The 13,574-nt window shown below is 73.6% G+C and carries 9 protein-coding genes and 1 pseudogene; 6 read left to right on the top strand and 4 right to left on the bottom strand.

Annotated features, from left to right (window positions below; genetic code table 11):
* Window positions 1-88: 88 nt before the first annotated feature.
* Window positions 89-520 (bottom strand): DUF4259 domain-containing protein, encoded by a 432-nt coding sequence (locus tag ACL02U_RS31995; protein ID WP_412794508.1) that lies wholly within the window; start codon window positions 518-520, stop codon window positions 89-91.
* A gap of 56 nt (window positions 521-576) precedes the next feature.
* Window positions 577-2,211 (bottom strand): ISL3 family transposase, encoded by a 1,635-nt coding sequence (locus ACL02U_RS31990; protein WP_412794507.1) that lies wholly within the window; start codon window positions 2,209-2,211, stop codon window positions 577-579.
* A 395-nt stretch (window positions 2,212-2,606) separates the two neighbouring features.
* Here ACL02U_RS31990 and ACL02U_RS31985 point away from each other — a divergent pair, with 395 nt between their 5' ends.
* The 3 genes from ACL02U_RS31985 to ACL02U_RS31975 all read left to right on the top strand — a co-directional run bounded on the left by ACL02U_RS31985 (window position 2,607) and on the right by ACL02U_RS31975 (window position 6,612).
* Window positions 2,607-3,989, top strand: coding sequence for an FAD-binding oxidoreductase (locus ACL02U_RS31985; RefSeq protein WP_412794506.1), 1,383 nt, complete (start codon window positions 2,607-2,609; stop codon window positions 3,987-3,989).
* A gap of 77 nt (window positions 3,990-4,066) precedes the next feature.
* Window positions 4,067-5,710: a PucR family transcriptional regulator gene (locus tag ACL02U_RS31980; RefSeq protein WP_412794505.1), complete on the top strand. Its 1,644-nt coding sequence runs from the start codon at window positions 4,067-4,069 to the stop codon at window positions 5,708-5,710.
* Between the two features lie 230 nt (window positions 5,711-5,940).
* A complete protein-coding gene (locus ACL02U_RS31975; RefSeq protein ID WP_412794504.1) occupies window positions 5,941-6,612 on the top strand; it encodes a flavin reductase family protein in 672 nt (223 codons plus the stop codon).
* Window positions 6,613-6,833: 221 nt separating this feature from the next.
* On the opposite strand, the gene ACL02U_RS31970 is transcribed toward ACL02U_RS31975, so the two are convergent.
* Both ACL02U_RS31970 and recN read right to left on the bottom strand, forming a co-directional pair.
* Window positions 6,834-7,967, bottom strand: coding sequence for a glycosyltransferase family 4 protein (locus ACL02U_RS31970; RefSeq protein ID WP_412794503.1), 1,134 nt, complete (start codon window positions 7,965-7,967; stop codon window positions 6,834-6,836).
* Between the two features lie 607 nt (window positions 7,968-8,574).
* Window positions 8,575-10,317, bottom strand: a complete 1,743-nt coding sequence (gene recN / locus ACL02U_RS31965) for a DNA repair protein RecN (RefSeq protein WP_412794502.1) — start codon at window positions 10,315-10,317, stop codon at window positions 8,575-8,577.
* 855 nt (window positions 10,318-11,172) lie between these two features.
* Between recN and ACL02U_RS31960 the strand changes: the two are divergent.
* The 3 genes and pseudogenes from ACL02U_RS31960 to ACL02U_RS31950 all read left to right on the top strand — a co-directional run.
* Window positions 11,173-12,051, top strand: a pseudogene (locus ACL02U_RS31960) (lysozyme); the annotation flags it as partial.
* Window positions 12,031-12,471: a peptidoglycan-binding domain-containing protein gene (locus ACL02U_RS31955; RefSeq protein WP_412794509.1), complete on the top strand. Its 441-nt coding sequence runs from the start codon at window positions 12,031-12,033 to the stop codon at window positions 12,469-12,471. The pseudogene ACL02U_RS31960 and the gene ACL02U_RS31955, both read left to right, overlap by 21 nt.
* Window positions 12,472-12,547: 76 nt before the next feature.
* A complete protein-coding gene (locus ACL02U_RS31950; protein ID WP_412794501.1) occupies window positions 12,548-13,327 on the top strand; it encodes a D-Ala-D-Ala carboxypeptidase family metallohydrolase in 780 nt (259 codons plus the stop codon).
* Window positions 13,328-13,574: the final 247 nt, after the last annotated feature.

Raw genomic sequence — 13,574 nt, 5'->3', positions numbered from 1 at the left:
CCGGTGTGCTGCGGCGCCTCCCGAAGTGGTGAACATCTGCTGCCCATTCTCAGGTTCTGGCTCAGCTTCCGTGCTGAGTGACGCTCCGTTACGGCTGGACGTCGAAGAGAGCAATGGACGGGGGTGGCGGGGCAAGCACTGCGCGAAGGCGCGTCAATATGGCTCGCCACTGCTTCCAGTCCTCCGGGTCGACCCAGTTTGAGGCCGGCCCATCCTCGTCGCCGACGATGCGGGCGAGGGCTTCGTCGGCGAGTACCCGAAGGTCTGAAGGGAACACGGGCATCGGTGTTTCCGGGCCGTAGGACATGTCGACGGGTTCGCCTCCCGGGCATTGCGCCGCGATCAAAGCGGCGGCTGCCACCGCTTCTTCCGCTTCCGCGAGGTAGCCGGTGGCGTCGATCGTCCGGACGAGGACGCCTCGGATCAGGGCTTCACGCGCGTCGGGCTCGGCTTCGTCGAGCGCGTTGGCGAAGTCCGCGGCTGTGTCGTTGTCGAAGGGACCGGTATCCCAGGTGCCCATGCTGATCTCCTTGCGTATGGTCGCCCGGATCCTCGCATCAGGCACTGACAACACGACTACGGGGCGAGCAGGACCCGTTTGCGAAGAAGGTCGAAGCCTGCGCGGCCGAACATCTGGCGCTTGAGCATCTTGATCCGGTTCACGTGACCTTCGACGACCCCGGAGTTCCAGGGCAGCGTCAGGCCGGCGATGACGGCGTCGCGGTCTCGGTCGATGCCGGCCGCGAGAGTGTGGAGGCTGGGCAGGTCGTCCTGGCGGACGGCGTCGAGCCACTGAGGGAGTCGTTCGCCCTGACGTTCGGTGAGCATGTGGGCGAAGGACCGGACGTGACCGGTCAGGGCATCGAGTTCGGGGCAGTTGGCCAGGACGGCCTTGAGCCGGAGCTGTTCGATCTCGGTCAGCGTCTCGGGCCGGCTGAGGATCCATCGCGTCACCACGCGGGGTGCCGGCGGTTGCGCGGTGACCGGCCGTGGCGAGGTGCGCTTCTCTCGCAGGTAGGCGCTGACCCGGCCGTAGCTACCTCGATAGCCCAAGGGAACGATCTCCTCCCACAGCTTCCAGGCTTTGGTGCAGCCCTCGTCCCAGCGCTGGTACAGGAAGGGCTTGTACTCGTCGAGGACGGAGGTCCTGCTGTGCTGCCACTGGCCGCAGAAGAGGTCTTCCGGCTTCGCCGCATCCGCGAGGCTCTTGACGGTGCGGTGGGTCATCCAGAGCTGACGCCCGATCGAACGGCGGCTGTGGCCGGCTTCCAGCAACGCGTGGACCGTGGCATGCCTGGCTCGGACGCGGTTGGCGAACCGCTCGCTCCGCCATGGCGAGCCCGTCTCCTCCTCGGGCGGCGCCGGTTCGCCGGCCTTCGCCACGGGATCGGGGACCAGGACGCGAAGGCACTGGCGGTGGCGGGCGACAGCCCGCTCAGCGGCTTCTCCCAGGTTGTGCCACAGATGCCAGCGGTCGGCGACCTGCGTCGCCTGGGGTGCCCCGGCTGTGGCGCCTTCCGCGAAGAACGGCGCACGGTCCCGGCAGACGACCTCGATCCCTGGCCGCTGGGCGAGCCAGGCGGCCAAGCTTGATGCCTCCCGGTCAGGCAGGAGATCGATCGGACGACGGGTCTCGACGTCCACCAGGACAGTGCCGTAGCGGTGGCCCTTGCGGGTGGCGTACTCATCGACGCCGACCACCCGAGGCATCGGCACCTCCGGCTCTGGCAGCGCCTCGACCAGGCGCAAGACCGTGCTCCGGCTGACGGACATGCCGAGCGCGGCAGCCAGGCGGGCGCCGGCTCGACCAGCCAGGGCGAGGCCGACCGCGGTCAGGATGGAACGCAGTCGTTCGGTGCGCTGGCCGTGCCTGCGGGTGAGGCCGGATATTTGCTCCACGAACGTCCGACGCGGGCACTCGGTGTTTCCGCACCGGAACCGCCGGACCCGCAGCTGGAGTACGACGCTTCGTCCGGCGCTCGGGACATCAGCGAGAAACCGCAGGTAGGAGCTGTGAATCCGGGTCGAGCAGACTCCGCATCCCGGGCAGGCGGCGCCGGCCGTGGTGCACTGCGCGTCAAGGCGCACATTCTCGATATCCACGTCCACCGACCGCACCGCGATGCCCGCGATCGCAGGGAACAACAGCGCCTTCAGCTGGAGTGCAACGTCTTCCACGGCCCGGACTGTCAGCCCAGCTGCACTGACCACCGTCCATTTTCGGGCGACTTCACATACCGCCCGGAAACCCTCAGCCGTCACTCACCGTGGCCACTGCACGAAAGCTGAGCCAGAACCCATTCTCATGGCAAAGCCACGCGGCACTGAGGAAAACGACAGACCCACAGGACAAAACCACCGACAGAACAACAGGACTGCTCCATGAAACACCAGGTCAGGAGACCTAACGATGAACCAGACTGGCGAAACCTACATTTCGCCCCGTCCTGCGGATAGGCGACCGACCGACCGCCTCGGGGGCGTACGGGGGCTGAGCCGCGCCGCCACCGCCCGGGGCGGTGGCGGTCCTCCGCCCGACGGGTGCGCCGGGCCGGGCTCGCCTACGCTGGAACGGAGGCATACCGCTCGCTCGGAAGGGGGCGGCCATGGCTTCCCCGACGAAGGCGGGTGCGGCGCTCGCCGCGTTCCGCGAGGACCTGTCCGGTGACCTGTTCGTTCCCGAGGACGAGGGGTACGACGAGGCCCGGACCGTCTTCAACGCCATGATCGACCGGCGCCCGGCGGTGATCGCCCAGTGCGCGGACGAGGACGACGTGGTCCGGGCGGTGCGCTTCGCCCGGGAGGCCGACCTGCCGGTCTCGGTGCGCGGGGGCGGGCACAGCGTGGCGGGGATGGCGCTGAACGACGGCGGCATGGTGATCGACCTGCGCCGCATGCACGCGGTGGACGTCGACCCGGCGGCCGGCACCGTCCGGGTCCAGGGCGGCGCCACGATGAGCCATCTGGACCGTGCGACCGAGCCGTTCGGGCTCGCCACGACCGGTGGCCGGGTCTCCACCACGGGCGTCGGGGGCTTCGTCCTCGGCGGCGGCAACGGCTGGCTGGACCGTCGTTTCGGGCTGGCCACCGACAACCTGCTCGGCGCGGACCTGGTCACCGCCGACGCCTCCCGGGTCCACGCGGACGCCGACGACGACCCCGAGCTGTTCTGGGCGCTGCACGGCGGTGGCGGCAACTTCGGCGTCGCCACCTCGCTCACGCTGCGGCTGCACGCCCTGCCCGCGTTCTCGATGGCGCTGCTCCTCTACCTCCCCCGCTACGGCCCCGACGCCGTGCGCGTCTTCCGCGACGTTGTGGAGTCCGGACCCGACGAAGCGGGGGGCGGTGTGCTGTACCTCACCGGGCCGCCCGAGGACTTCGTACCGGAGCACCTCGTCGGCAGGCTGGCCTGCGCCGTACTGCTGACCTACGCCGGCCCGGAGGACGACATGCGCAGGCTGGCCGAGCCGCTGCTGGCGCTGCCGCACGAGGCGGAGATCGCCGGGGCGATGCCCTACGCCGACCTGCAGTGCATGCTGGACGATCCGCCCGGCCTGCGGAACTACTGGTCGGTGGAGTACGTGAGCGGCGCCCCCGACGACTTCGTGGACGTGTTCTGCGCCCTCGCCGACTCCGAGCCGGTGCCCACCCACACCCAGCACGTGCTGTTCCCGCAGGGCGGTGCGATAGCCGCCGGGCCTCGGGAGTACCCGGTGCCGTACCGGGACGCGGCCTGGGCCGTGCACCCGTTCGGGGTGTGGGAGGACCCGGCGGACGACGAGCGCGTCCTGAAGTGGGTGCGCGACGTCCGCGCGGCGGTCGGGCCGTGGAGCACCGGCGCGGTCTACCTCAACTTCATCGGCGACGAGGGCGCCGAGCGCGTCCGGGCCGGTCTGGGCGCGGAGAACACCCGCCGGCTGGCGGAGGTGAAGCGCCGCTTCGACCCGGACAACGTCTTCCGCTTCAACCACAACATCCGCCCCGCCTGAAGGTCCGCCCGGCCGGGCGGCGGCCCGGGGCGGCCCGGAGGTGCCCCGGCGTCGTGTCCGCGGGTACCGTCCGCTGCATGGACAGCCGCACGCACGACCGACACGACACCCAGGGCGCCGGGATCACCGTCCGGCAGGCGCTGGAGCTGCCGGCCCTGCGCAGCGGTCTGCCGGAGGTCGTCGCGGGCGCCGACCGGCTCGGACGCCCGGTGCGCTGGGTGCACGCGGGCGAGGTCCCGAACATCGCCTCCCTGCTCAAGGGCGGCGAGCTCCTGCTGACCACCGGCTACGGCCTGGGCACCCGGCCGGCCGAGCAGCGGGCGTTCGTAAGGACGCTGGCCGAGCGGGGCATCGCGGCGCTGGTGGTCGAGCTGGGTCCGCGTTTCGGCCGGCTGCCCGCCGCGCTGGTCGAGACGGCGCGCACGGCCGGCCTCCCCCTGGTGCAACTGCACCGCGAGGTGGCGTTCGTGACGGTCACCGAGGAGATCCACACCGAGATCGTCAACGGCCACTACGCACTTCTGCAGCAGGCGGAGGAGGTGCACCGCCGCTGCACCGAGGCACTGCTCGGCGGCGGCGGGGTGCCCCAGGTCCTCGGCATCCTGGCCGGGTTCTGCGGCAACCCGGTCTTCCTGGAGACCCCGGAGGGGCGGCTGCTGTACGCGGCCGGGGACGGTCCCGAGGGCACGGACCCGCTCCAGGTGTGGGAGGGGCTGCGCGGCCCGCACAAGGACGCGCCGCCGCCCGCGGGGTCCGTCCTAGTCGACGTGGCGGGCGGCGGCCCGGGCTCGGCCGCGGTGCGTGCGCGGATCGCGGTGCTGCCGGTGCGGTCGCCGCTGGCACCGGTGCACCGCATCTCCGCCGAGCGGGCCGCGGGCATCCTGGCGGTGGTGCTGATGCAGGCCCGCCAGGAGGAGGAACTGGCGGCGCGGGGGCGGGGAGACTTCCTCACCGACCTCGCCGAGGGGCGCATCGACCCCGAGGACGCGCCCGCGCAGGCCCGGGTGCTCGGCTTCAGACCCGGGAGCAGTCCGCTGCTGCCGGTGGTGATGCGGCTCGGTGACGTCCTCTCCCCCGGCGGAGGGTGGGCGGTGCTGGCGCGGGCGGTGGCGGAGGAGCTGAGCTCGGTGGGCGTCCCGGTGCTGCTCGGGGTGAGGCCGGTCGAGGGCCGGGTGCCGGTGCTGCTCGGGCTGCGCGCCGAGTCGGAGCGGCCGGCGGTGGCGGACCGGGTCGCGGCGGCGCTGCGGGCGGGCGTGAAGCGGACCGGGATGCCGAGGCCGGGTGCGCAGCAGCCGGTGGTGGTGGTCGGGGTCCCGGGTGGCTGGGCGGCGGCCGCGGCGGGGCTGCGGCACGCGGCGGAGACGGCCGCGGCGGCCCAGGGGCTCCCGGACCGGCCCTGGTACGACGCCCGGCGGCTGGACATCGATCTGCTGCTGTGGCGGCTGCGCGCCCATCCGGACCTGGCCGCCTTCGTCGACCGGGCCATCGGGCCGCTGCAGGCGCACGACGCCCGCTCCCGGCCGCCGCTGCTGCCCACGCTGGAGACCTACCTCGCACACGCCGGCCGCAAGGCCGAGACCGCCCGCGAACTGCACCTGAACCGGCAGACGCTCTACAACCGGCTCGCCCGCATCGGCGAGTTGCTGGGCACCGATCTGGACGACCCCCAGACGGTACTGGCGCTGAGCCTGGCGCTCCGGGCGCGTCGGCACGTGTCCTGAAGCGGCGGCCCGCCGCACTTCCGCCGCACCGGCACCGGCACCGGCCGTGCCGTGCGGCGCCGACCGGGCACGGCCCTCGGCGTCGCGGAGCGCCGCCGGCGCAGCGGCCGGGTCAGCGCGAGGTCGTATTTCCGCCGGCGTCGGTGGTTCCACTCGCGAGAGAGTCGGCGACGGCTCGGCTCCCGATCGCGAGCCCGCCCCCGTCCGGCACTCCGCGAAAGGCACAGCGCATGCACGTCGTCCCCGGGCTCAAGGTCCTGTACTTCGGAACGCCGGTCGTGCTGATCAGCTCACTCAACGAGGACGGCACGGCGAACCTCGCGCCGATGTCCTCGGCGTGGTGGCTGGGCTGGTCCTGCATGCTCGGTCTGGGCGACAGCGCCCAGACCACCGCGAACCTGCTGCGGGAGGGCGAATGCGTGCTCAACCTGCCCTCGTCGGCGATGGTCGACGCCGTCGACCGGACGGCGCTCACGACCGGGAAGCGGGCCGTGCCGGACCACAAGGCGAAGCAGGGCTACCGGTACGAGCCGGACAAGTTCTCGGCCGCCCACCTGACCGAGCAGGCATCGGACCTGGTCCGGGCCCCCAGGGTCGCGGAATGTCCGGTCCAAATGGAGTGCGAGGTCGTCTCGGCCCACCCCTTCGGCGGTCCCGAGCCGCACGCCACCGCCTTCGAGGTGAAGGTCCTTCGCACCCATGTCGAGGAGGACCTGGTCATCCCGGGAACCCACTACGTCGACCCGCTCGGCTGGGACCCGCTGATCATGAAGTTCTGCGAGTTCTTCGGAGCGGGACGCAACGTTCACCCGTCGAGGCTCGCCGACGGCTGGAACATGCCGCACCGGCTCCGGTCGACGACTGCCCGAGCAGGCATCCGGCCGCCCTCCCGCGCCTCCTGATCCTTCCTGCGGGACAGTCCCGACATACGCCTTGCGCGGTTCGTCATACGCCTTGCGCGGTTCGTCGCGGACCCGGTCGACGAGGTGCTCCCCGGTCCCGACCGACCGCACCCGAGAAGCGCGGCCGCCCGGCCTGCGGCCCGCGCCGTCGACCGCGGGCCGCGGGCCGGGCGGCTTTCCACGGCTGCACCACCGGGGTGCGCTCCTACCGGGACACGCTCCTAGGGGAACACCCGTGGCTGGGTGAGCTCGTCGTAGACGCTGAGCACCTGGGCGACGGTCTCGTCCTCGGTCGGCCAGGTCGCCGTCTGGCGGACGCCCCGGTCCGCGAGCAGCGCGCACCGCCGCGGGTCCGCCAGCAGCCGCGCGACGGCGTCGGCGAGCGCTTCCGCGTCCCCGTACGGCACCAGGACCCCGGCGTCGCCGACGAGTTCGCGCATGCCGCCGACATCGGTGGCGACCAGCGGCACCCGGGCGTGCAGGGCCTCCTGGGCGAGCACGGACCGCGACTCCCACCGGCCGGGCAGCAGCGCGAGGTCCGCCGCGGCGATCAGTTCGCGCGCGTCCTCGCGCCGGCCGACCAGCCGCACCGGCAGATCCTCGTCGGTGATGCGGCGCTGGAGGCGCTCCCTGAGCTGTCCCTCTCCCGCGATCACCACCTGCGGCACGGGATCGAGCCCGCGCCACTCGCGCGCCGCGTCGAGCAGGACCTCGTACCCCCGGTGCCGGTCGAGCGAGCCGACCGCGACCAGCAGCGGGCGCCCGACGGCGCCCAGTTCCGCCCGCGCCTTGGACCGCAGGCGCTCGGGCTCCCGCCCCGCGCCCATCCGGCCCGGCGCGGGCACGGCCACCGCGGCCAGCCGCGCGTCCCGGGCACCGCGATGGCGGGCCCGGTCCACGAGGTCGGAACTGGTGCCGAGGACCACGGTCGCGGCCCGTACCACCCGCCGTTCCAGGATGCGCAGCAGGTGGGCGCGCGGCCCTTCGGCGTGGTTGCGGTTGTGCCAGGTGACGACGAGAGGGGTGGGACGTCCGCTGAGGGCGAGCGCGGCGCGGAAGGAGGCGTGCAGCCCGTGCGCGTGCACCAGGTCGGCGTTGGCGCAGACGGTCCGCAGCGCGGCGACGGAGACGGGATCGCTGCTGCGGGGGACGTGCACGTGGTCGGCGCCGGCACCGGTGAAGTCGTAGGCGTGATCGGCCTCGGCGGGGGCGCACACGGTGACCCGCACGCCCCGCGCGACGAGCCCGGCGGTCAGCGTCCGCACGTGGACGCTGCTGCCGGCGTTGCCTCCGCCCAGCACCTGCACGGTGCGCAGCGGCGAGTGGCCGTGCGGGGGGAGGCTGCTCGGGATCACGTGGCCGGGGCTCCTGGTTCGGCGTCGGACGGGTCGCGAACGGTCACGAAGAAACGTACAGAAGGTCGGTGGGGAGGGAAGGGACCGCGCGGGTTCCCGCCCGCACACCGCCAAGGATGCCAGTACGTACGGGTGTTCCGGGAACCGTGGGGGCGCGAGCCCGGTGCAGCCGCGCCCCCACTTCACCCACACGAGTGACAGGACGGCCGTTTCCACCACGCGGGGACACACGCGTCGCCGGCTGCTCGCTCCCTCGCGCCGCTCCCCCACCCGCCCGGCGGGATCCGTCGCTCGGCGAACTCCGGCCGAGGAACCGGCCGAGGAACCGGCCGAGGAACCGGCCGAGGAACCGCGGCCCGGAGTCCCGATCGAGGGGTCCGGTCGACGGCCCCGGTCGGGGAGCACGGGCCGTGCGGCCCGGCCTGGTCGGTTGAGGAGTCGGACGGGCCGCCCCGTGCGCCCCTCTCCCCGATCGCGCGTGCCGGCGGCAGCGGCAGCGGCCGCACGGCGCGGCGGCGCCACCGAAAGGCGGGCCCGGCCGCGGCGACCGACCGCGGGGACGGCCCACCGCGGCGGGCCCGGGCGGCCCGGGCTCCGACCGCTTCCCTCAACCGTCTGCGCGGGCCGTCGCCAGCAGTTCCTCGGCGTGCGCCCGTGCGGTCTCGGAGTCCTCCTGACCGGCGAGCATCCGGGACAGCTCCCGGATGCGGTCCTCGCCCTCCAGCACCTTCACCCCGGACCGGGTCACCGACCCGTCGTCGGTCTTCTCGACGAGTAGCTGCCGGTCGGCGAAGGCGGCCACCTGGGGCAGGTGGGTGACCACGACGACCTGCGCCGTGCGGGCCAGCCGCGCCAGGCGGCGCCCGATCTCGACCGCGGCCTTGCCGCCGACGCCCGCGTCCACCTCGTCGAACAGGTAGGTCGGCACCGGGTCGGTGCCGGCGAACACGACCTCCACGGCCAGCATCACCCGCGACAGCTCGCCGCCGGAGGCGCCCTTGGCGACGGGCCGGGGCGGCGCGCCCGGATGTGGGGCGAGCAGCAGCTCGACCTCGTCGGCTCCCGACGGGCCGTAGGCGACGGTGCGCCCGCCGACCTCGACGCCGTCCGGGTCCTCGGTCTGGCGGAGGGCGAACGACACGCGGGCGTGCGGCATGGCCAGCGAGGCCAGCTCGGCCGTCACGGCGGCCGCGAAGCGTTCCGCGGCCTCGGCGCGCGCGTCGGACAGGGCCTGTGCCAGCCCGCCGAGTTCGGTGCGCAACGCGTCCCGCTCGGAGGTCAGTTCACCGATCCGCTCGTCGTCGCCGTCGAGTGCGGTCAGCCGGGCGGTGCTCCGCTCCGCCCAGGCCAGCACCGCGGCGACGTCCTCGCCGTACTTGCGGGTGAGCCCGGTGAGCGCGGACCGCCGCTCCTCCACCGCGGACAGCCGCAGCGGGTCGGCGTCCAGGTCGTCGGCGTATCCCGCCAGTTCACCCGCCACGTCGCCCAGCAGGATGCCGATCTCGCCGATCCGGTCGGCGAGCGCGGCGAGCGCCGGATCGTGCGACCGCACCGCTTCCAGGGCCCGCTGGGCACCGGCGACGAGGGTCGTCGCGTCGATGCCCTCCGGGTCCTCGGGGTTCCCCGCGAGGGCGGCGTGCGCGGCCGTCGCCGCCGAGGACAGCGCCTCGGCGTGTCCGAGCCGCTCGGCTTCCTCGGCCAGCTCGGCGTCCTCGCCGGCGCGCGGCTCGACGGCGGCGATCTCCTCGAGCCCGAACCGCAGCATGTCGGCTTCCTGGGCGCGCTCCCGCGCGCGGGTGGTGATCTCGTCCAGTTCGGCGGTGACGGTGCGCAGCCGCCGGAACGCCTCCGCGTACTTGGCGAGCGGGGCGGCGACCGCGTCCCCGGCGTACCGGTCGAGCGCCTGCCGCTGCCGGGACTGCTTCAGCAGGCCCTGCTGGTCGGTCTGCCCGTGCACGGCGACCAGTTCGTCGGCGAGTTCGGCGAGCATGCCCACGGGCACGGTCCGTCCGCCCAGATGGGCCCGCGAGCGGCCTTCCGCCGAAACGGTACGGCTGACCAGCAGCGCGCCGTCGTCGAGTTCGGCACCGGCCTCCTCGGCCCGGACGACGGCCGGCGTGTTCCCGGGCACGGCGATGCGCCCCTCCACGACCGCCTTGCCGGCGCCGATCCGCACCAGCGCCGGGTCCGCTCGCCCGCCCAGCAGCAGTCCGAGGCTGGTGACCACCATGGTCTTGCCCGCGCCCGTCTCACCGGTGACGGCGGTGAAGCCTGGCGACAGCTCGACGACGGCGTCGTCGATGACTCCGAGCGACCGTATCCGCATCTCCTCCAACACGGACACGACCATACGAGGTCGGGGCCACCGAGTGCGAGGTGCCCTGTCACCCGCGAGGGTGTCCGGCACGGAACCTCGCTGGCGCACCGGCACCGCTCTGCCGGGGCTCAGGCCGGTCGGACACGGTCGCGGGCGGGTCGGACGGAGCCGGACCGGGTGCGGCGGCGCCCTCCGGGAGCGCGGTCGGCATCGGCGCGTCGCGGCGCTCGGGGCGGCGCGCCGGCGTCATCGGCGCATCACGGCACGGGGGCGCCGCAAGGGCGGAGCTGGTCGCGGTGAACCGGGTTCCGCTCGGCGCGGGCGGGCGGTGCCGGGTGCGTCCGGAACGGGCCGACTCCTTCCCGCCCCGGATTCCCCAAGTCACCGGTGGATGCGGTGAAGCAGGGCAGACCGGGATCAGTTGGTCGCCCCGAGCGACTTTTCTTGGCCAGGATGCCCCCAAGGCTGTTGCGAGCATGTCAAACACCTCGTACGGTTTACGCGCGTCGACTCCCCGCGAACCCCGTGCATCTCCCCCTCCCCTCCCACGGCATCCCCCACCACGGCATCCGCCCCCACGCACCGGACGCGGCTCGCGTGTCCGGCAAACCGCGGCCGCCCCGCTCCGGGCGGCGGCCGCCTCGAGCGCCGCCCTCACCCCCTCGACCAGCCCGCTGCGCCGGACGGACGCACCGCGCAGCCCGCCCGACCCCCACCGAGCACCGTTCCCCTCCCCCCGGCAAGGCGCACCAGCGGCGGACCACCGCTCCCGAGCACCCCTCCGCGAACACGGACGCGGACACGGATGCGGATCCGGGCCGGCCTCGCCCTGCCTCCCCGTCTCCCCCCCACGCGTTCCCGTCCACACCCCGCCACGGAAGGAACGACATGCCCCCCGCCACCCCCACCTGCCTCCGCGGACCGGAGCCGGGAAAGCGCCGAAGGCTCACCCTCGCGGCCGGACTGCTCACCGCCGTGCTGTCCGTGCTGCTGGCCCTCCCCGGCACCGCTGCGGCGCGCACCGCCGACGGCCGCGGAACCCCGGTGCGCATGACCCACCCCGGGGACGACCACGCTGGAGCCGGACTGCAGCGCCTCGGCGCGGCCTCCCCGCAGGCCCTGGCACCGGCGGCCGCCGTCAGCACCGGCCCCGCCGGACTGGACGTCAGCTCGCACCAGGGCAACGTCGGTTGGACGACCGTCAAGAACAACGGAGCGGCCTTCGCGTACGTCAAGGCCACCGAGGGAACCACCTACATCAACCCGTACTACTCGCAGCAGTACGACGGCGCCCACGCCGTGGGGCTGATCCGGGGTGCCTACCACTTCGCGCTGCCCGGCAACTCCAGCGGCGTGGCGCAGGCCGACTGGTTCGTCGGCCACGGCGGCGGCTGGAGCGCGGACGGGACGACGCTGCCGCCCGCCCTGGACATCGAGTACAACCCGTACGGGGCCACCTGCTACGGGCTGAGCCACAGTGCGATGGTCTCCTGGATCCGGGCCTTCAGCGACGAGGTGCACTCCCGGACCGGCCGCTACCCCACGATCTACACCACCACCGACTGGTGGAGCACCTGCACCGGCAACGACGGCAGCTTCGGGGCGACCAACCCGCTGTGGATCGCCCGCTACTCCAGCACCCCCGGCACCCTCCCGGCCGGCTGGTCGAGCCAGACGATCTGGCAGTACGCGGACTCCGGCGTCTTCCCCGGTGACCAGGACACCTTCAACGGCACCTACACCGACCTGCAGGCCTTCGCACGCGGCGACGTCTACACGCCGCCGGCCACCGGCTGGCCCACCCTGAAGCAGGGCGCCACCGGCGAACGCGTCAAGACCGTGCAGTACCTGCTGAACGCCCACGGCGCGTCGCTCACCGTCGACGGGGACTTCGGGCCCGCCACGGACAGCGCGGTCCGCTCCTTCCAGTCCGCGCACGGCCTCAGCGTCGACGGCATCGTCGGCACCAACACCTGGCAGGCCCTCGTCGTCACCGTGCGGCAGGGCTCCACCGGGCAGGCGGTCAAGGCCGTGCAGAGCCAGTTGAACGCCCATGGCGCGTCGCTCACCGTCGACGGGGACTTCGGGCCCGCCACGGACAGCGCGGTCCGCTCCTTCCAGTCCGCGCACGGCCTCAGCGTCGACGGCATCGTCGGCACCAACACCTGGCAGGCCCTGGTCGCCTGACCGGTACGGCCGGCGCGTGTGACGGCACCGGCACCCACGAACCCAGTGATCACCCAGCACCCCGGGAGTGACGTTCATGAACGCATCACAGCCCCACGGCCAGGATGTCGGACGCCGTGCGCTGCTGCGCGGCGCGGCAGGCATGACGGCCGCGGTCGGCATGGCGGCGGCCGCCGGCCTCGCCTCGGCCGGTCAGGCCTCCGCCTACGGCTGGTCCCGCACCCTGCGGCAGGGCGACTCCGGCTCCGACGTCAAGGAACTGCAGATCCGGGTCGGCGGCTGGGCGGCGTCCAGCGCGCAGAAGACCTACATCGCCTGGGACGGCGACTTCGGCCCGGCCACCGACGGCGCGGTCAGGCGCTTCCAGTCCGCCTACGGCCTGGGCGTGGACGGCATCGCCGGCCCGCAGACGCAGAGCGCGCTGAACGCCCTGGAGAGCGGCGACGGATCCACCGCGCACTTCGCGTGGAGCGAGTTCACCTCCCACGACGGCTCCGGCTTCGGCGGCGGCAAGGTGGGCTCGGCCACGGTCAAGGAGAACGTGCGGCGGCTGATGTACAAGCTGGAAGCCCTGCGCCGCAAGGCCGGCAACAGCCCGGTCACCATCAACTCCGGCTTCCGCAGCGTCTCCTACAACTCGCAGATCGGCGGCGCCTCCAACAGCATGCACTGCTACGGGGTCGCCGGGGACATCGTCGTCTCCGGCCACACCACCTACCAGGTCTACAAGATCGCCGAGACCTGCGGTTTCTCCGGCCTGGAGGCCTACTCCCACTCCTGGCAGCACTGTGACAGCCGCGTCCAGTACCCGTCGTACGGCTCCGGGTTCTGGTGGTGGGAGAGCGGCGTGGTGTGAGGAACGCGCGGTCTGAGGACCGTGCGGCGTGAGGACCGTGCGGCGTGAGGACCGTGCGGCGTGAGGACCGTGCGGCGTGAGGACCGTGCGGTGTGACAGGCCGCCTCCCGCCCGCCGGGGGGGGGGGGGGGGGGGCCCCCCCCCCCCCCCCCCCCCCCTCCCCCTCCCCCCCCCCCCCTCCCCCCCCCCCCCCCCCCCCCCCCCCCCCCCCCCCCCCCCCCCCCCCCCCCCCCCCCCCCCCCCCCCC

It is taken from the genome of Streptomyces sp. MS06 (assembly GCF_047200655.1).
Classification (GTDB): Bacteria; Actinomycetota; Actinomycetes; order Streptomycetales; family Streptomycetaceae; genus Streptomyces.
This window is presented reverse-complemented; position numbering and strand designations above follow the sequence as displayed.

What these genes read in the sequence shown, in the direction of transcription:
- ACL02U_RS31995 (WP_412794508.1), bottom strand. Translation starts at nt 520, where the DNA reads ATGGGCACCTGGGATACCGGTCCCTTCGACAACGACACAGCCGCGGAC.
- ACL02U_RS31985 (WP_412794506.1), top strand. Translation starts at nt 2,607, where the DNA reads ATGGCTTCCCCGACGAAGGCGGGTGCGGCGCTCGCCGCGTTCCGCGAG.
- ACL02U_RS31980 (WP_412794505.1), top strand. Translation starts at nt 4,067, where the DNA reads ATGGACAGCCGCACGCACGACCGACACGACACCCAGGGCGCCGGGATC.
- ACL02U_RS31975 (WP_412794504.1), top strand. Translation starts at nt 5,941, where the DNA reads ATGCACGTCGTCCCCGGGCTCAAGGTCCTGTACTTCGGAACGCCGGTC.
- recN (WP_412794502.1), bottom strand. Translation starts at nt 10,317, where the DNA reads ATGGTCGTGTCCGTGTTGGAGGAGATGCGGATACGGTCGCTCGGAGTC.
- ACL02U_RS31950 (WP_412794501.1), top strand. Translation starts at nt 12,548, where the DNA reads ATGAACGCATCACAGCCCCACGGCCAGGATGTCGGACGCCGTGCGCTG.